Annotated in this window: 17 protein-coding genes and 1 other annotated feature; of the genes, 11 read left to right on the top strand and 6 right to left on the bottom strand. The window is 40.6% G+C overall.

Annotated elements, in window-relative coordinates:
• Positions 1-5 precede the first annotated feature (5 nt).
• The 3 genes from I6N96_RS02000 to I6N96_RS01990 all read left to right on the top strand — a co-directional run bounded on the left by I6N96_RS02000 (position 6) and on the right by I6N96_RS01990 (position 2,805).
• Positions 6-1,142: a peptidoglycan-binding protein gene (locus tag I6N96_RS02000; protein ID WP_209555823.1), complete on the top strand. Its 1,137-nt coding sequence runs from the start codon at positions 6-8 to the stop codon at positions 1,140-1,142.
• Between the two features lie 199 nt (positions 1,143-1,341).
• Positions 1,342-1,917: a GNAT family N-acetyltransferase gene (locus tag I6N96_RS01995; protein ID WP_209555822.1), complete on the top strand. Its 576-nt coding sequence runs from the start codon at positions 1,342-1,344 to the stop codon at positions 1,915-1,917.
• A 252-nt stretch (positions 1,918-2,169) separates the two neighbouring features.
• Positions 2,170-2,805 (top strand): DUF2238 domain-containing protein, encoded by a 636-nt coding sequence (locus I6N96_RS01990; RefSeq protein WP_209555821.1) that lies wholly within the window; start codon positions 2,170-2,172, stop codon positions 2,803-2,805.
• A 266-nt stretch (positions 2,806-3,071) separates the two neighbouring features.
• Here I6N96_RS01990 and I6N96_RS01985 read toward each other — a convergent pair whose 3' ends face one another.
• The 4 genes from I6N96_RS01985 to I6N96_RS01970 all read right to left on the bottom strand — a co-directional run bounded on the left by I6N96_RS01985 (position 3,072) and on the right by I6N96_RS01970 (position 8,066).
• Entirely contained in the window at positions 3,072-5,618 is a 2,547-nt protein-coding gene (locus I6N96_RS01985; RefSeq protein WP_209555820.1) for an ABC transporter permease, read from the bottom strand.
• Positions 5,615-6,298 (bottom strand): ABC transporter ATP-binding protein, encoded by a 684-nt coding sequence (locus I6N96_RS01980; RefSeq protein WP_209556208.1) that lies wholly within the window; start codon positions 6,296-6,298, stop codon positions 5,615-5,617. Before I6N96_RS01980 ends, I6N96_RS01985 begins: the two co-directional genes overlap by 4 nt.
• A gap of 84 nt (positions 6,299-6,382) precedes the next feature.
• Positions 6,383-7,390, bottom strand: coding sequence for a sensor histidine kinase (locus tag I6N96_RS01975; RefSeq protein WP_209555819.1), 1,008 nt, complete (start codon positions 7,388-7,390; stop codon positions 6,383-6,385).
• Between the two features lies 1 nt (position 7,391).
• The gene (locus I6N96_RS01970) at positions 7,392-8,066 is read right to left on the bottom strand and encodes a response regulator transcription factor (RefSeq protein ID WP_209555818.1); all 675 of its coding nucleotides are present in this window, start codon (positions 8,064-8,066) and stop codon (positions 7,392-7,394) included.
• Positions 8,067-8,308: 242 nt separating this feature from the next.
• Between I6N96_RS01970 and I6N96_RS01965 the strand changes: the two genes are divergently transcribed.
• The 8 genes from I6N96_RS01965 (at position 8,309) to I6N96_RS01930 (ending at position 16,220) form a co-directional block, all read left to right on the top strand.
• The gene (locus I6N96_RS01965) at positions 8,309-8,746 is read left to right on the top strand and encodes a MarR family winged helix-turn-helix transcriptional regulator (protein ID WP_209555817.1); all 438 of its coding nucleotides are present in this window, start codon (positions 8,309-8,311) and stop codon (positions 8,744-8,746) included.
• Positions 8,747-8,828: 82 nt separating this feature from the next.
• The gene (locus tag I6N96_RS01960) at positions 8,829-10,592 is read left to right on the top strand and encodes an ABC transporter ATP-binding protein (protein WP_209555816.1); all 1,764 of its coding nucleotides are present in this window, start codon (positions 8,829-8,831) and stop codon (positions 10,590-10,592) included.
• Entirely contained in the window at positions 10,585-12,360 is a 1,776-nt protein-coding gene (locus I6N96_RS01955) for an ABC transporter ATP-binding protein (RefSeq protein ID WP_209555815.1), read from the top strand. The genes I6N96_RS01960 and I6N96_RS01955 overlap by 8 nt, the downstream gene beginning before the upstream one ends.
• 45 nt (positions 12,361-12,405) lie before the next feature.
• A complete protein-coding gene (locus I6N96_RS01950; protein WP_209555814.1) occupies positions 12,406-12,705 on the top strand; it encodes a hypothetical protein in 300 nt (99 codons plus the stop codon).
• 17 nt (positions 12,706-12,722) lie between these two features.
• Positions 12,723-13,256 carry a TetR/AcrR family transcriptional regulator gene (locus I6N96_RS01945; RefSeq protein WP_209555813.1) on the top strand — a complete coding sequence of 178 codons (534 nt, stop codon included), beginning with the start codon at positions 12,723-12,725 and terminating at the stop codon, positions 13,254-13,256.
• 209 nt (positions 13,257-13,465) lie between these two features.
• Positions 13,466-13,927 carry an adenine nucleotide alpha hydrolase family protein gene (locus tag I6N96_RS01940; RefSeq protein ID WP_209555812.1) on the top strand — a complete coding sequence of 154 codons (462 nt, stop codon included), beginning with the start codon at positions 13,466-13,468 and terminating at the stop codon, positions 13,925-13,927.
• 133 nt (positions 13,928-14,060) lie between these two features.
• Positions 14,061-14,308: a binding site (T-box leader), on the top strand.
• Positions 14,309-14,366: 58 nt separating this feature from the next.
• Positions 14,367-15,473: a 5-methyltetrahydropteroyltriglutamate--homocysteine S-methyltransferase gene (locus I6N96_RS01935; protein ID WP_209555811.1), complete on the top strand. Its 1,107-nt coding sequence runs from the start codon at positions 14,367-14,369 to the stop codon at positions 15,471-15,473.
• Between the two features lie 12 nt (positions 15,474-15,485).
• Positions 15,486-16,220, top strand: a complete 735-nt coding sequence (locus I6N96_RS01930) for a cyclase family protein (protein ID WP_209555810.1) — start codon at positions 15,486-15,488, stop codon at positions 16,218-16,220.
• 116 nt (positions 16,221-16,336) lie between these two features.
• Here I6N96_RS01930 and I6N96_RS01925 read toward each other — a convergent pair whose 3' ends face one another.
• Complete coding sequence (locus I6N96_RS01925) at positions 16,337-16,816, bottom strand: DNA-deoxyinosine glycosylase (RefSeq protein ID WP_209555809.1); 480 nt, start codon at positions 16,814-16,816, stop codon at positions 16,337-16,339.
• Positions 16,813-17,355 (bottom strand): GNAT family N-acetyltransferase, encoded by a 543-nt coding sequence (locus tag I6N96_RS01920; RefSeq protein ID WP_209555808.1) that lies wholly within the window; start codon positions 17,353-17,355, stop codon positions 16,813-16,815. Before I6N96_RS01920 ends, I6N96_RS01925 begins: the two co-directional genes overlap by 4 nt.
• Positions 17,356-17,395: the final 40 nt, after the last annotated feature.

The following is a 17,395-nucleotide window of genomic DNA, read 5'->3' as shown; positions in this document are numbered from 1 at the left end:
TATTGATGAAAAAGATTACTTTAACAACAGCTATTTTATTGGCATTATTAGCGGCTACTGGTTGTTCCGCTGACGACAAGAAGGATGCAGGCAGTTCTTCAACTGAGCAAAGCAGCTCTGTTACGACAGAAAGCAGTTCTGCTGCAGCGGCAGATATCACAATCGCTGACGGCAGCTCAACTGATTCAGCACCGGCTGAAGGAACTGTGTACATGAGACAACTGCTTACTGCACCACACGGAACGAAATCATTTGCTGTGACGAATGTTACAATGAACGGCGATAAAATTTTGGCTGTTCAATTAGATGAGTTCCAGTATGTTTCTCCAGATGATTTTACAGGAGTACCGAACTCTGATGGTGCATTTGGCGAAAACTATCCAACGGATACTGTTTTATCAAGTAAACGTGAAAATGATAAAGCCTACTCAGAAATGATGGCAGACAAAGGCGGCGCATCTCAAGGCTGGTCAGACAGCATGGATGCTATTGCAGCATTTGCTGTAGGCAAAACAGTTTCAGATTTGGAAGATACAGTGAAAGAATTGGATGGCTTAGGTGAAGATGACAGTCCAGCTGATGTTGTCACTGGTGCGACATTCTCTGATACAAGCGGTTACCTGCAAGCTATTATCGATGCAGCTACAAAAGGCATGATTTCTACAGGAATCAAGACTTCTACAGAAGATTTGAAAGAAGCTCAAGTATTAGGTGCACCTCATGGAGATAAATCTTTCTCAGTAACAACAGTTGCATTAGATGGTGATAAATTAGCAGCTGCATCATTGGATGAATTCCAATATGTTGATCCAGCAGCTTTCGGTGGAGTACCGAATTCGGATGCTGATTTTGGTGCTGATGTTCAGGACGGATTGGTTCTGTCTTCTAAAGAAGCTAACAATGACGCTTACTCTGACTTGATGGCAGACAAAGGCGGCGCATCTCAAGGCTGGTCAGACAGCATGAACGCTATTGCTGAATTTGCTTTAGGTAAAACTGTTTCTGAGCTGGAAGCTACAGTGAAGGAATTAGATGGTTTAGGTGAAGACGATAGCCCAGCTGATGTTGTGACAGGAGCAACCTTCTCTGATACATCAGGCTACTTGCAAGCAATCATTGATGCAATGAAAGCAGCTAAATAATTAGTCTGCGCTGCACTCAATAGAACTATCGTTTAATAAAAACAAACTGTGTGTTCTCCTATATTTATAAATAAACCGAAGACCTTGAATTTTCAAGTCTTCGGTTTTTACTGTATGGAGCTATTAGGATTGCGTAGAATATCAATAAGAAGTGTATAATGATTCTATGTAGTAAGTAAGAGAATGGAGGAACGAATCGATGTTGGATAAAAGCATTCCTTATCATGAGATATGGATGACTCGCTTAAAGAATGAGCCAGTGCCGTCAGTAAGGCTTCCGGAGGGATTTCGATTTTCTTATTATCAAAAGGGTGACATGTCTGAATGGGCAGCAATTGAGGCTTCGGTGTTGGAGTTTGACAATGCAGAAGAAGGCTTGGCTTATTTTGAACAAGCATTTGCTCCATTTGAAGAAGAGCTTGCTCACCAGATGTTGTTTATTGAAGATGAAGCAGGAAGAAAGGTTGCAACCTGTACTGCCTGGTGGAAGGATGTTGATGGGCAAAGACTCCCACTATTTCATTGGTTGGCAGTTAAACCGGAAGCTCAGAGAAGAGGTCTGGCGGGAGCGTTAGTCTCAAAAGCAACGGCTCTTTTACAAGAACTTGAACCGGGGAAAGACATTTATCTCCATACTCAAACATGGAGCTATGAAGCAATCAGACTCTATGAAAGGTTTGGCTATCAATTGATTGCTGAAAACATCAATGGGAGTAAGAATGAGTCGTATCAGAAAGCAATGGAGATCATCGAAGCGCAGAATCAGAGGGAGTAGATACTATCTGATGTGAAATAAAGGCTAAACTCTAAAAGAATTTGATTGTCAGTAATTCTCTAGAGGTTTCGGTATTTTGCGGTGAAGGTCAGCAGCGTTTTGGTCAGCTGACTATCTTCCAATTTTTTCAGATGTGAAACTGTGCTATCATTGAATAGAGAAAACGAAAAAGGGAGTTGATGATTCATCGAGAAGAAAAAATCAAAGCTGGATAAGCGTAAGAATCTGATTTTTATTATCGTGTTTTGCTTATTGGCAGTATCTGTTATCTATGCGGTAATCATGCTGCAGGGAGCGCCTTCTGGAAGCTCCAATAAGGAATATGAGTTAGTCAAGAGCGACTATGTACTAATGATCTTACAGTGTGTTGTAGGGATGGTTGTCATTTTTATCCCATACCGAGTAGAGAAAATATATGGAATTGATATCCCTGATTTGATGGAGATCATTTATTTCATTTTCCTGTTTTGTGCTATTTATCTGGGCGAGGTACAGAATTTCTACTATAAAATTCCGTACTGGGACATGATCCTGCATGGATTCAGTGCCGGCATGCTTAGTGCACTGGGCTTTCTGATTGTTGATTTTATCAGTAGAAGTGAGCGAAATAAAGTTCAGCTGAGTCCTTTTTTTGTCAGTCTATTTGCCTTCTGTTTTGCAACAACCTGTGGCGTGCTGTGGGAGGTTTATGAATATCTGGCAGATCATATTCTGCAGACGAACATGCAAAAATTTATGACAGCGGAGGGAGTAATCCTTTCCGGGCACGAGGCTTTAAGCGACACAATGCAGGATATCATGGTGAATTTAGCAGGGACGCTGATTGTTGTAGCTATAGGGTACCTTCATCAGAAACGACAAGAAAAGATACAAAGCCGTCTTTTGTAAAGAGTTTTGGGGAATGAATAGAGATAAAAAAGAGGCTAAGCCAAAGGTAGGATGCTCCGAGAATCAAGAAAAAATAGACGAAAATGGCTTTTCATATTTTCAGTATCCAAGTAGGTACTTTGCCACATCAGATCTACTGCGGTAGCTACTGTATGTTAAAGCAATTTTGGCTTAATTCTGAAGGAGCAGCTTTTGGCTCGCCAATTATTTGCGTTTAGAGTGTGAGACAATTTCTAATTTGATGATTGTCTCACACTCTTTTCTATTTATACGGTCTCTGTTCTCAGAGAGTCAATCAAATCCACCTTTCGAAGCTTGTGTACGGAATACAGCATAGTAATGAACACGATCAGAAAAACACTCAATATGCTGACTAGGACACTTGCGATAGGTAGACGGAAGGGCTGATCCATCGCAACAGCAATACTGGTATAAATCAGATACGTGACTCCAAAGGCAACCGGTAGGCCGTATAGAAGTGATTTGAAGCCGTAGTACAGACATTCAAAGCGCATCATTTTATTGATACTTTTCTTAGTCATACCGACAGACTCCAGCATAGCAAGCTCTCTTCGACGAAGCTGTATACTGGTAGATATCGTGTTGAAGACGTTAGCAATTGTGATCAGCGTCATCAAGGCGATGAATCCGTAGGAAAACACATTGACGATGAAAACCATATTTCTATCTGTTTCTTGATAAGAAGCAACGTCAGAAAGACCACGATCGGCGGGCAAATTCATTTGTTGTAAAAGTACAGTTAATTTTTCAGTCAGTGCTTTAGAGTCGGCAGCCTTGAAAGAAAATGTGAAAAAGTCATCATTCTCAGCTTTTGGTAAGAGAGATGCCTGGCTTTCAGGAAGAACAGCTGTTAGGCCATAGGAATAAGTACTTGTAAGCAGCTTCGGTCCTTGCTCAACAAAAGTTGATAGAGTCAGCGTCTTACCTGTTTGTTCGCTTCCATTTTCTGTGTAGCGCAGTAAGTCAAGGGTTAGCGGCTCAGCTGACTTAAACATGTTGAATTTAACCATTCGTTGAGAGGTTGAGCTGAACATGCTGATCGTTTGAACGGCAAGAACTTTAGGATCTTCTGGACGAAAATATTCTGCTTCTGTTAATCCCTGTTCCTTCAAATAAGACTTGAAAGTTTCATCGTCTATTATTTGAACAGAAAGGGGTGCAGTATCGAGCTGCTGTTCATAATCTGAACCTTCCTCCTGTAAATAATCAGTGTATTCGCTGCTTAATTCTTCTTTGGATAGATCAACTGAGAAATGAGCGTTTTGCTGCCAAGCGGCTTCTTCTGCTTCCGGAATATCAGAAGCACGGTCAAAAAACTCAGCGGCCTTTTCTTTGTTCATTTCTCCGTAACTGGTATACATAATATCCGCTTCTGTAAGATCCATACTTTGTGTAACTCCACTTGTCAGATACATACTGAAGGAAGCTGTTGAGATAAACAGAACGATACTGACAAAAAGAGAAATGATGGTACTGCGGTATGCCTTTTTGTTTCGTTTAAAATTTTTCAGAGCAATTGTACCTTCCAACCCGAACAGCTTCTGAATAATTTTTGGTGTACGGATTTTCTTCCCTGACAGCTTGATTTGATCAGTTTGTCTGATGGAAGAAATGATTGGCTTTTTCAATGCCTTTCGAGCAGGAAGATATGCCGAAATATAGATTGTTAAAATACTGGTGATAATGGATATAGCAATTGCCTGCCATGAAAATTTCAGTGTTAGAAGATTTACTGAACCAAAGGCGCCAAACTTGTCTTCCAGGAGTTTGAATGTGATCCATAAGCCGCTAAAACCGAAAAGTAGTCCCAATGGAATCCCAATTACACCAATTACAGCACCTTCAAACAATACGGAGGTTCGTAATTGTTTTTTTGTTGCACCAACAGAGGAAAGCACACCAAACTGTTTTAATCGTTCATTGATGGAGATTGCAAACGAGTTATTGATCAAAAGGATTGAACCAATACCAATCAATAAAATCAGTATTGTCCCAAGATAGAAGGACATCTTGCGAAAAGAGTCGTTTCCAGTGATTCCAAGTGATTGGAGAAGAGGACGATTGTGCTGATAAGTCATCGACTCATATTTTTTAGAGAAATCATAAATGTTTTTTGGATTTTTCAACGCAATATACTGTGTGATAGCTGTTTGAGTATCTGTTAAACCCGAGACAGCGAAATAGCAAGGCTCTGAGTAGACTTTATCGATACCCCATTCAACAAAGCCTACGACTTTATAAGTCTGTTCGTCGTCTGTTGCATAAGTTGACGGATCTACTGCTTCGTGGGTCTCATTGTCAGCGATGATTGATTCCTGCCCTAGCTTAAAAGTAACTAGATCGCCAATTTTATACGGTTCTTCTAATGTTGTCTGATAATTGATCGGCAGTAGGATTTCTGTTTCATCTTTAGGAAGCTCCCCTTGAGAAAGAGTGTAGGGGAGTTCTTTAAAAGCTTCTTGACTGTATCCTTCGATGGACAAAAAAGGGTTATCTGATTTGTCTGTTTCCGCTAAAGGAGAGTAACCGAACGTTTTTGTTGAAAAAGTCTTTTCCACATCGGAATCCTTTTGAAGTGTATCGGCTTCTTTCTTTGAGATATCCATAAATCGTATCTGCCAGTTTCCTGTAGAGGATATTGTGTTTTTCACCATGTGGTCCTGTAAGGAGACGATACTTGTAGTGACAGCAGTAACCATTGCCACAGATAGGATAACGCCGATAATCGTGACCAAGGTTCGCGTTCTATTTTTTTTAAGATTAGCCAAAGTGACTTTATTCAGGATATTCATGGTCGGATCACCTCATCCTGAGTGATTCGGCCGTCTTCTATTTTTATGATGCGGTCAGCCTGTAAGGCAATATTTTCATCATGAGTGATGACGATCATTGTCTGGTCGTATTCACGATTGGATTTGCGCAGCAGCTGCAGTATTTCTTGTCCATTTTTGCTGTCAAGATTTCCAGTAGGCTCATCAGCTAGAACAATTGCCGGGGCGTTCATCAACGCCCGCCCGATGGAAATCCGTTGCTGCTGTCCGCCGGATAACTCATTTGGCAGATGATTTTTACGATCTTTCAGGTTTAGAACAGACAGGAGTTCTTTCAACCGTTTTTTATTTACTTTGCGGCCATCCAGTAAGACGGGCAAAGTAATATTTTCAACAACATTCAATACAGGCAGCAGATTGTAAAATTGATAAATCAAACCAACCTCACGTCGCCTAAAAATCGCCAGCTGCTCGGCGTTCTGTTCATAGACATCAGTTTTATTGATATAAACTTTTCCGGATGTGGGCTTGTCCACTCCGCCAAGTAAATGCAGTAAGGTAGATTTTCCTGATCCGGAAGGACCGATGATAGCAACGAACTGACCCTTTTCAACAGTGAAGGAGACATTGTCTAGAGCAGTTACTTGATTATCACCTTTTCCATAAACCTTTGATAAATTCTTTACTTCTAATATTTTCATACTCATCACAACACTTTCTCTTTTACTTAACTCCATCTTAGCGAAGCAGAGTGACTGCTCAGTGACTTGAAAATGACAGATCCGTCATTTAAGCATGTCCTTGTAAAAACGAATAGTAAAGGCAGCACCGCCGGATGCCAGATTCTTCACTGTGATGTTGCCTCCCTGCTGAGTAATGATCATACGAGCTAAAGAAAGGCCGACACCGAAGCTGTTCTTGTGATGATTCTTTCCTTGATAAAAGCGTTCGAACACGTGAGGCAGATCCTCAGGCTCAATCCCTTTTCCTGTATCAGAAATGCAGATTTCTGTATAAAGTGCATTTTGTCTATAGGAAAGCTGCAGGTTAGAGTTGTTGTCAGAATGTTCAATGCAGTTTTTTATGATATTTCCGATTGCTTCTTGTGTCCATGAAGAGTCTATTGCTAAAGATATATTCTCTTCTCCATCATATTGGATGGACATTTCCTTTAGTTCCAAAGGGATCAGGAATGGCTCCAGTGAGTCAGATAATAGCTTTTTCAATAGAACTTCCTGAGGTTGGTACTGAACGGTTTGACCTTCGAGCTTGGCAATTTTCAAGAGAATCGTAATCAGCTGATCGATTCGCTTCAGCATATTCAACAGTTCTCGTGCTAGCTCTTTTCTCCGTCGGTCATCCAGCTCAGGTTCACTTAGAAAATCGCCGATCATGGTCAAGGTGGTCAGCGGTGTTCTCAGCTGATGAGCGATATCCGTAAGTGAAGAAGCGAGGTGTTCCTTTTCCCTTTGCAATGAACTGCTTTGTTCCTGCAGGCGGATAGTCATCTTACTTATTTGATTGGAGAGAATGGCTAGTTCTCCTTCTTCAGCATCTAACTCCAAAACCTGACTGCCATGAAGAATGTCATCGATCTGATTCGTCAGCTCTTCGATTCGCCTGTACCTGTTTCTGTTATAGTAAGAAATGACTAAGAAGAAGATCACACATAAAAGTAAAGTGATCCCTCCGGCAATGGGGTCGATCAGAAAACTGCTGCTGACAGCGATCATACTAAGAATGCTCAGGCTGAAAAAGAGAATCCGTTCTTCCTTATTCCTTAAATACTTCATTCTATGCCTCCAATTTATAGCCTAGGCCGCGAATTGTTTTGATCTTACTTGGATTTTGCGGATCGTTTTCTATTTTTTCACGCAGTCGTTTGATATAGACTGTCATGGTATTATCGTTGACAAAATCGCCGGCAATATCCCAAATCTGCTGCTGCAGCTGATCTCTTGAAAGAATTTGTCCTTGATTGTTCACAAATATCAATAGAAGTCTATATTCCAAGGCAGACAAAAAGAGCTCTTGTCCATCTTTATGAACAGTTCCGCGCTGTGTATCTATGGCAAGATTATCAATAATAATTTCTGTCTGGCCTTTTTCATTACGACGCAGTGCTGTTTTGATTCGAGAAATCAGTTCCATAGGTCGGAACGGCTTGATGATATAATCCTCTCCGCCAAGCTCTAAGCCGGTGACTACACTAGCTTCGTCGTCCATAGCAGTTAGAAAAATGAACGGACATGGATTTTCCAGATTCTTAATGCTGGTTCCAACCGCATAACCATTACCATCCGGCAGACCAATATCGATCAAAGCCAAATCGAAGGAGTGTTCCTGAAGTACAGCGATTGCTTTTTTCTGTGTATTGACTAGCTTCACTTGGTAGTGATGCTTTTGCAGCAATCTATCCAGATTTATAGCTATATCATGATCGTCTTCAATAACGAGTATTTTTTTCATTTCTTTCCCTCCATCAATAGAAAGTTTGTCGCTCTTAGTTTACCATACCTCTGTTTACGAAGAGCAAAACTATTTTAAACTCGTTTTAATCACCTCTTTCAGCTTTTCGTTTATTAAGATTTATCTAAGTGTGGAGGCGGGAAAATATAGTCTGAGGAAAATGGTTGACAGAAGAAATAGATTGTCGTATTCTAATGATAGTTAGCACGGTAACTAAAATCATCAAATGAGGAGGGACTACTTTGAAACCACATGGAACGTTGGGGTTCGAAATCCGTGAACTATCTATATTGATTGGTCGTTTCATTGAAAAAGAAGAGCTAGGTACTGACTTGGCAAAATTGAAGGGTCCTCAGGCTTGGGCATTGGGGTTTCTGAGCGAAAACTTGGATAGAGAGATTTATCAGAAGGATCTGGAAAAAGAATTGTCTATTCGTAAGCCGACAGCTAGTCGCCTGGTTGATCGAATGGAGAAAAACGGCTTTATCACGACAGTTGTTTCCGCAAAGGACAAACGCTTCAAGCGGATCATTATTACTGAAAAAGCGTTGGAGAATATGAAAAAGGTGGAGAAGTTTGTTACAAATTTGGAAGATCGTCTGACACAGAATATTCCTGAAGAAGAGCTTCGTTCATTTATAGACACGATTGGAAAATTGAAAAAGAATATTCAGAGTTAAAACTATCTGACAGGTTTCATCGTCAGATTTTTCTTTCACTATATAGTTAGCCGGGTAACTATCGGCAGTAGGAGGTTTTTGAATGATAAAAATAATGAAGAAAACAAATAAAATGGAACGCTTTTTAGTTCTTGTCAGTATTGCATTTATTGTTGTACAGGTTTGGCTGGAGTTGAAAATCCCCGACTACATGTCTGAGGTAACAAGTCAGCTGCAAATGCCGGATACAGTGATTTCAGATATCATGCAGCCGGGAATGATGATGGTACTGCTCTCTCTTTTGAGCTTCGCATCATCAGTAGTTGTGGGCTATTTTGTCGCTAGGATCGCAGCAAGCTTGACAAGTCGTCTACGGGGAGAAGTGTATCATCGAGTAATGGATTATTCCCCCGATGAGCTGCATAAATTTTCAATCCCCAGTCTGATTACTCGAACGACAAATGACATCACACAAATTCAACAGGTGGTTGCAATGGGACTGCAGGTATCGATCAAAGGGCCAATCACGGCAGTATGGGCTATCATGAAAATTGCCAATAAGAACTGGGAATGGACAGTTTCAACAGGAGTAGCAGTGGTGGTGCTCTTGGTTATGCTGACAGTGATCCTAACAATTGTTCAACCGAAATTTACTGTTGTTCAAGGTTTGACAGATAAACTGAATAGTATTACCAGAGAAAATCTTACAGGGCTGCGTGTGGTTCGTGCCTATAATGCAGAGGCGTATCAAAATGGTAAATTCAACGATGCGAATGAAGAAATGACGAAGGTCAATTTGTTTACGAATCGAATGATGGCAATCATGAGTCCGGGGATGACACTTGTTTCCAGCGGACTGACGCTAGCGGTTTACTGGATTGGTGCTTATTTGATCGAAGCAGCAGATGGTGCAATGAAAATCACATTATTCAGCGATATGGTCGTTTTCTCTTCTTATGCGATGCAGGTCGTGATGGGCTTTATGCTGATGACTGTAATATTCCTTATTTTACCGAGAGCTACAGTTTCAGCAAGACGGATAAACGAAGTGCTGGATATGGAGCCGTCAATTCAATTTCCAGAGGACAGTGGAAATATTGGTAAGAACAAGGGAGAGATCGAGTTTTCAAATGTGTCTTTTACGTATCCAAATGCTTCTGAAGCAGTAATCAAAAATGTCAGCTTTAAAGCGAAAAAGGGCGAGACAGTTGCATTTATTGGTTCAACTGGGAGCGGAAAGAGTACAATCGTGAACTTGATTCCACGATTTTATGATGTCACTGAGGGAGAAATAATCATTGATGGTAAAAATGTTCAATCCTACAGTCATGAAGATTTAAATGACAGAATTGGCTACATTCCTCAAAAGGCAGTGCTATTCAGCGGAACGATCCGGTCAAATGTCGACTTTGGTAAGAGTGGTGCTTCTCCACTGGATGACGAAAAGATCAATCAAGCGTTGGATATTGCTCAGGCAAAGGATTTTGTAGAAGGAAAAGAAGAGAAGCTGGATAGTCATGTGGCACAAAACGGAACAAACTTTTCCGGTGGTCAAAAGCAGCGTGTGGCAATTGCTCGAGCAGTAGCAAGAGAGCCGGAATTTCTGATTTTTGATGATTCTTTTTCTGCATTGGATTATAAGACCGATAAAAAGCTAAGAGACGTACTGGCTGAAAAGGTTTCTGATACAACGAAACTAATTGTCGCTCAACGAATCAGCACAATCATGGATGCAGATGAGATCCTTGTATTGGATGAAGGGAATGTTGTTGGTCAAGGAACGCATCACTCTCTCTTGAAATCAAATCGAGTGTATCAGGAAATAGCTTATTCACAGCTTTCAAAGGAGGAATTAGCGCATGGATAGTACAATAACTGAAATACAAACAGAAACAAAGAAAAGCTCAGGCTTTATGAACAATATAAAGAAGTACGCTTCAGAATATACGGTACCTTTTATTGCTGCTGTCATTTTGGCAGTGATTGGTAGTATCACGTCAATTATTGGACCGGATAAACTAAGCGAGATCACGGATTTGATTACGGCAGGCTTGCAAACCTCGATCGATCTGGATCAAATTACCAGTATTTGCTTAACGTTGGCGATCATCTACGGTATTGGTATCCTAATGTCATATGGACAGGGCTACATTATGGCAACGATCACACAGCGTTTCTCCAGAAAGCTGAGGAGACAGATATCAGAGAAAATCAATAAGATTCCACTTAGCTATTTTGATTCACATAGTCAGGGGGATACCTTAAGTCGTGTGACGAATGACTTAGATACTGTTGGTCAGTCATTGAATCAGAGCTTGGGTACATTAGTTCCTTCAATTACGTTATTTATTGGCTGTCTGTTCATGATGGTCAAATCGAATCCAATTTTGTGCTTGACCGCAGTTGTCTCAGTCCTGCTGGGTTTTGCTTTGATGATCATCATCATGAAGAAATCTCAGGTTCATTTTGACGGACAGCAAAATAATCTGGCAGAGGTCAACAGCTTTGTTGAAGAAGCATATTCAGGGCATGACGTGATCACTTCTTACAGTGCCGTCGATGAAATGTCTGATACGTTTTCTGAACTGAATGACAAGCTGCATGGCAGTGTGTGGAAGTCTCAATTTTTATCAGGGATCATGCAGCCGCTAATGAGTTTTATAGGAAATTTTGGTTATGTAGCAGTTTGTGTCGTTGGTGCTGTCCTAGCATTGAATGGCCAAATCACGTTTGGTGTGATTGTCGCATTTATGGTTTATGTCCGTCTCTTTTCACAGCCTCTGGGTCAGTTGGCTCAAGCTGTATCCAGTCTTCAATCAGCTGGTGCGGCGATGATCAGAGTATTCGAATTTCTTGATGAGGATGAGATGGAGAACGAAAATGGGAAAGCTGTACAGCTGGAAAACGTGTCAGGAAATGTTTCGTTTTCAAATGTCAGCTTTGGTTATGATTCGTCAAAAACGATTATCAAAAATTTTTCCGCCGAAGCAAGAGCTGGTCAGAAAATTGCAATCGTCGGTCCAACAGGGGCTGGAAAAACAACAATCGTCAATTTATTGATGAAATTCTATGAAATCAATCAAGGGCAAATCACAATCGATGATGTACCGATAGAAAGCATGACACGTGAGGAAGTCCATGATCAGTTTTGTATGGTGCTGCAGGATACTTGGTTATTTGAAGGAACGATTTCTGAAAATCTGATTTATAATCAGTCTGGCGTCAGTCAGCAAAGAGTAGAATCAGCTTGTAAGGCTGTTGGGATCGATCATTTTATTCGCACCTTGCCAATGGGATATGCTACAGTTTTAGATGACAGTGTTTCACTTTCTGTTGGTCAAAAACAATTATTGACTATTGCCAGAGCATTGATCAAGGATGCGCCGATGCTTATCTTGGATGAAGCGACAAGCTCAGTTGATACACGGACAGAAGAGTTGATTCAAAAAGCGATGGATCGTCTGATGGAAGGAAGAACGTCATTTGTCATTGCTCACCGCCTGTCTACGATTCGTAACGCCGACCTGATTTTGGTAATGAAGGAAGGGAATATCATAGAAAAGGGCTCTCACGATGAGCTGATTCATCAAAGAGGATTTTATGCTGATCTATACAATAGTCAGTTCGAGAAATAAAGCTGAATAACCATAACTAAACTTAAGATAAGGAAGGTGACAAGGATGAGCACGCAGACACAGACGCTCTATTTCATTGAGCGAGTCAAAAGAATTGAAGGCTCCTTTTTAGAAATCGATACATTGGGTGTAGAGGAGCATAGACAGCAGGCAATGGATAAATTTGAGGATGAAGCAAAAAAAGAAACACGGAAAAATTTTGGTGTGACTGTGACAGAATACGAAATAACTGCAGAAGCTACAATTTTTCAGAAATTGATTCGTTATTGGCAAGAGCTTCCTGGGGAAATCTTTCGAATGATGCGAATCAATGATTGTCAGTTAGTTGATCAATGTCTTAACTAGGGAGGCGGCAAGAAGCTGTGGGGGATCTAAGAACGGTAAAATCAAAAAAATTGATCCTAGATGCGTTTGAAGTGCTTCTTCAGGAGCATTCATTTGAAGAAATTTCTGTGACTAGACTCTCAGAGGAGGCTGGCATCAGTAGGAATACCTTCTACATCTATTATCTTGATAAATACAGCTTGCTGGATGAGCAATTCAATTGGTTTGACGAGCTGTGCAGCAAGACCTTTAGCACAGCGCTTTCTGTTATCAACTGGGAGGAATTCCTTAATGATCTGGAGTCATCCGGTGCGATTTTGAAAAATTTATTGAACAGTGAAGAAAGCCAATGGATCAAGGAAAAAATAAGAAACATTTTTTCAAAAGAATTATTGGCTGTCTATACACATAGCTTTGCAGAAAATGAGTTGACTTTGCTAGGATGCAGTGAGGCGATGGCGGGTGTTGTTGAATGGTGGCTGACGGCTGATCACACTACAAGTGAAAGAGCTGAAACTATTGAGTCCTTGCTTATTTTTCAAGCTTTGATCGACAAAGAGGAACCGTTCTAAAATGACAGCGATAAATCAGCTGTCAAAGAACCTCTTAGGATCGTTGACGTTGACACACTGATAAGGTCAATTTTTATTAGACATATCTGCAAATTTAGGTGATATCCAATTTTTTCAGCTGACTTAGCTGTTTCAGAATCAATTCTTTGGCATCTTACCCACAACTGATTATACTTATTGTATAAATCTTAGAAGAGAAGAGGATCTGTATGTCTTATAAAGTTGATTTTAAAGAGGTCTCAACAGTAGGTTTTGAAAGCTCACCATTTGCGGAAGCCTTGGCTGGGCTTCGAGCAAATGAAGCAAGATATTTTTGGAATAAATACAAGCATGAATTTGTGACAGTCCCTGCTGAAGAAGCACCAGATACGTTGGCATGGATAGAAAAAATTCTAGAGGAAAGAGAACTGCATTTTCCTTATAAGGCACTGGAAGTAACTGATTTTGAAGCAGAAGGAACACGGTTTTCCTATGTATTTTATGAAAATGGACTTTCTGTCAATGTGATGTACGGTCTTTCTGAAGAAGGAAAACGTGCTGTTGGCTTTAAGCTATCTGAGGGGATGGAGATACCTGCTGAGTTGGAAGGGAAATTCAAGTTTGCCCGTCAAAAATCTAAATTAGCAGGCGAAATCCGCGGCTCCTATTTTGTGATAAAGGGCAGCTATTAATTGAAGAATGAAAAGAAATCACTTAAACAATCAAGAAATTGATTGTTTAAGTGATTTTTTATGATATACCTGTTTTTTCAGAACACTGTTGACAAGCATTGGATGTGTTTGCTATATTTGATGAAATGAATATTAAAACACGATGAGAAAGAAAGTAGAAATAACTTCTTCTCCTACAGAGAGTCCCGGCAGCTGAAAAGGGATGAGAGGCACTTATTTTGAAAATGGCTTTTTGAGTGGATCTTCTGACTAAATTAAGAAGGTACGGTATGTCCCGTTAGTAAACAACAGTTTCCGATAGTTTGATCGGGCACTGAGTGAGGCAGTAGTCGTGAGAGTGCTGCAAAGTAAGGTGGTAACACATGTCATTATGTCCTTAGATATCTTTTGTGATGTCTAAGGATTTTTTTTATTATTAAAAGAAAATGGAGGAGAAAATATGACAAAAATACCTTTTCGCTGGGATCAAGTAGGCAGCTTGCTGCGTCCGACAGTATTGAAGGAGGCGCGTGAACAATTTAAACAGGGAAATATTTCAAAAGAGGCGCTGACAAGAATTGAAGATGAAGAAATCATCAAAAGTATTGAGAAACAAAAAGAAATCGGGCTATTGGCAGTTACCGATGGAGAGTTTCGTCGTCGATGGTGGCATTTGGATTTTATCGCAGGACTTAAGGGAATCACTGTCTATGATTTTGAAACAACTGCCTTTGGAATCACTACAGAAGCACAGGGAACATTTGTCAGTGGTAAATTGGCATTCGATCCGGTTCATCCTTTCTTGTCGCATTTCAAATTTACCAATGAACACGCTGCGGGAGTGCTTGCCAAGCAAACCATACCGGGACCTAATATGATTTATTTGGATTCATTTATCTTATCGAAGCATTATCATGAGAACCCTTCTTACGAGAAGAAGGAGGCGTTTATACAAGATTTGATCACAACCTATCAAGATGCGATTCAAGCATTCTACGATGCTGGATGCCGCTATCTACAATTAGATGATACCAGTTGGGGCGGTCTTTTCGATGAACGCTTCCGGGGCATGATCCAGAAGAATGGGTATGATCCAGATGAACTCATTCAAGAATTTGGTGATATCACAGAGGCGGTATTGGCTAAGAAACCAGCTGATTTAGCTGTGACATTCCATTTTTGTAAAGGAAACTTTCAGTCCCATTGGCTTTATGATGGCTCTTACGAGCTGATTGCTGAACGACTTTTATCGATTACGCAGTTCGACGGTTTCTTTTTAGAATTTGATGACGAACGCTCTGGTACGTTTGAACCATTGAAAAATCTTAAAAATCAGCGGCTTGTTTTAGGGTTAATTACGACGAAAACACCAGAATTAGAAAGCAAAGAGCTTTTATTAAATCGAATCAAAGAAGCCTCCAAGTATGTTCCTTTAGAACAGCTGTGCTTAAGTCCTCAATGTGGATTCTCATCTACGCATGAAGGAAATAAAGTGAGTGAAGCCGATCAATGGGCGAAGCTGAAGCTAGTTGTAGAAACGGCAAAAGAAGTATGGCCTAACGGGTAGGGGGGAGAGGGAATGATGACGATATTAGAGAGCATAGCATTTTTGAAAAAACAAAAATGGGTCGATTTGACCCACGAAGTCACAGGAGATATTCCCTATTTTTCTTCTTTTAAGCCGTTGACTGAGAAGACATTATTTACTGTGGAGGAACATGGTTTTCTAGCGAAAGAGTACAACCTAGTCACACAATATGGAACACACATTGATGCTCCTTGTCATTTTGCTTCAGGAAAACGATATCTGGAAGAGCTTGAGCTGAAGGAGCTTGTCTTGCCGCTGTTCGTTTTTCATAAAGAAGCAGAGGTCGCTGAGGACAATGATTACCAGCTTTCGGTAGAGGATATTCTTGCTTTTGAAAAGAAGCATGGAAAGATTCCAGAAGACAGTTTTGTTGCATTTGCAAGCGACTGGTCCAAACGCTGGGAAGATCATGACGACTATTATAATCGAGATGAAAATGGACAAGTCCACACACCAGGCTGGTCACTAGAAGCGTTGCGATTTTTGCATGAGGAAAGGAATGTTCAGGCTATCGGACATGAAACACTTGATACGGATTCTGCAGTCGAATGCGCCAATAATGGCGGCTTGATTGGTGAGCTCTATTGGCTCTCGCAGAATAAATTTCAGGTGGAGGTACTGACGAATTTGTCAGAAATCCCAGAGGTTGGTGCAGCAATCTTTTTGGGCGTTCCAAAAATCAAACAGGCACCAGGCTTCAACATTCGAGCATTCGCAATCGTCTAAATAAAAAAAAGAGTCTGGGGACATAAAATAGTCCCCAGACTCTTTTTGTGCTAAAACCCGAATAAACGGTAGGTCAGTGCCCTTTTGTTCTAACTTCTATATCTAAGCAAAGTTACTCATTGCTTCAAAAGGGCAAGAGCCGCTTGCCATTCAGCTTTTCGCTGTACTTGTCTGCCGTTATTGGCTCCGCTTGTAGAGGAGCATTTTACAACAGTCAAATCAGGGAATAGGTGATGCTTTTCAATGATTCGGAAAGACTCGTTTCCGTTGGCGATGATCATCTTTATTTTTGCTTGAGCAAGTATTTCTGAAAAATCATTCAGTTTGGTTTCCTTGTAATTGATATCCATGCTTCCTTGTCGTTCAAAGGCACCGTAAACATCCCAGAGCCCAATATGATGTTTTTTCAGAAGGTCGATTCGCTTGGGATAGCTGATTGGGTCAACGAGACTCAAGGCATCAAAAACAACACGCCAAAATTGATTTCCTTTGTTTCCATAGTATTGCTGAAGGGCGATTGAACGATCACTGGGACCACTTCCCAGAACAAGAATTTCTGTTTGCTGATCAAAAACCGGTGCAAGACCTTCCTTCATCCTATCTCTCCTAATCTATATTCTAATTGTCGATCAAAAGGCTCATCATCAGTATGTTTGGTAGAAGGTTCGACCGCATCAACACAACCTAATGAAGAATAAAATGCTTGTGTTTCTACAGCAGAATGGCTGGATATATATAGTTTTTCTGCGCCTTGTTTTTCTGCAAAATCTGCAGCTGATAAGAATAGCTGCCTTCCGATTTTCTGACCACGTACATCTTCTGAGACATGAATGGCAGATAAGTCAAGGTATTGCTTGTGACTGCCAAATAACTGGCCTTCAACACTAGCAAAGCCTTTCAGTTGATTGTTATCAGAAAATGCACCGAGAACAATCCCTCCATTTTTGAGGGTAGTTTTTAAATGGCTGCAAAGCTGAGCGTGTTCTTCTGATTCCCATTCTTCTGTAAAGTTTACGGGTTCTATTTTCCACTGACCATCAGAATAGCGCCAACAGTGTGTAACCTGCTGATGACGACTAAAATGGTTAAATAATTCAGGGGTTATGTTGCTCATTTCAATTTTTTCAATATTCATTCTATTTCCTCCAAAAAAAGTTGTACGTTGCTTTTGAATA

Source organism: Enterococcus larvae (assembly GCF_017830045.1).
GTDB classification, from domain to species: Bacteria; Bacillota; Bacilli; order Lactobacillales; family Enterococcaceae; genus Enterococcus_L; species Enterococcus_L larvae.
This window is presented reverse-complemented; position numbering and strand designations above follow the sequence as displayed.

Excerpts from the sequence above, each read along its gene's own strand:
- I6N96_RS01995 (WP_209555822.1), top strand. The coding sequence starts at position 1,342 with ATGTTGGATAAAAGCATTCCTTATCATGAGATATGGATGACTCGCTTA.
- I6N96_RS01940 (WP_209555812.1), top strand. The coding sequence starts at position 13,466 with ATGTCTTATAAAGTTGATTTTAAAGAGGTCTCAACAGTAGGTTTTGAA.
- I6N96_RS01970 (WP_209555818.1), bottom strand. The coding sequence starts at position 8,066 with ATGAAAAAAATACTCGTTATTGAAGACGATCATGATATAGCTATAAAT.
- I6N96_RS01925 (WP_209555809.1), bottom strand. The coding sequence starts at position 16,816 with ATGAAGGAAGGTCTTGCACCGGTTTTTGATCAGCAAACAGAAATTCTT.
- I6N96_RS01920 (WP_209555808.1), bottom strand. The coding sequence starts at position 17,355 with ATGAATATTGAAAAAATTGAAATGAGCAACATAACCCCTGAATTATTT.
- I6N96_RS02000 (WP_209555823.1), top strand. The coding sequence starts at position 6 with ATGAAAAAGATTACTTTAACAACAGCTATTTTATTGGCATTATTAGCG.
- I6N96_RS01960 (WP_209555816.1), top strand. The coding sequence starts at position 8,829 with ATGATAAAAATAATGAAGAAAACAAATAAAATGGAACGCTTTTTAGTT.
- I6N96_RS01930 (WP_209555810.1), top strand. The coding sequence starts at position 15,486 with ATGATGACGATATTAGAGAGCATAGCATTTTTGAAAAAACAAAAATGG.
- I6N96_RS01985 (WP_209555820.1), bottom strand. The coding sequence starts at position 5,618 with ATGAATATCCTGAATAAAGTCACTTTGGCTAATCTTAAAAAAAATAGA.
- I6N96_RS01980 (WP_209556208.1), bottom strand. The coding sequence starts at position 6,298 with ATGAAAATATTAGAAGTAAAGAATTTATCAAAGGTTTATGGAAAAGGT.
- I6N96_RS01955 (WP_209555815.1), top strand. The coding sequence starts at position 10,585 with ATGGATAGTACAATAACTGAAATACAAACAGAAACAAAGAAAAGCTCA.
- I6N96_RS01975 (WP_209555819.1), bottom strand. The coding sequence starts at position 7,390 with ATGAAGTATTTAAGGAATAAGGAAGAACGGATTCTCTTTTTCAGCCTG.
- I6N96_RS01935 (WP_209555811.1), top strand. The coding sequence starts at position 14,367 with ATGACAAAAATACCTTTTCGCTGGGATCAAGTAGGCAGCTTGCTGCGT.
- I6N96_RS01950 (WP_209555814.1), top strand. The coding sequence starts at position 12,406 with ATGAGCACGCAGACACAGACGCTCTATTTCATTGAGCGAGTCAAAAGA.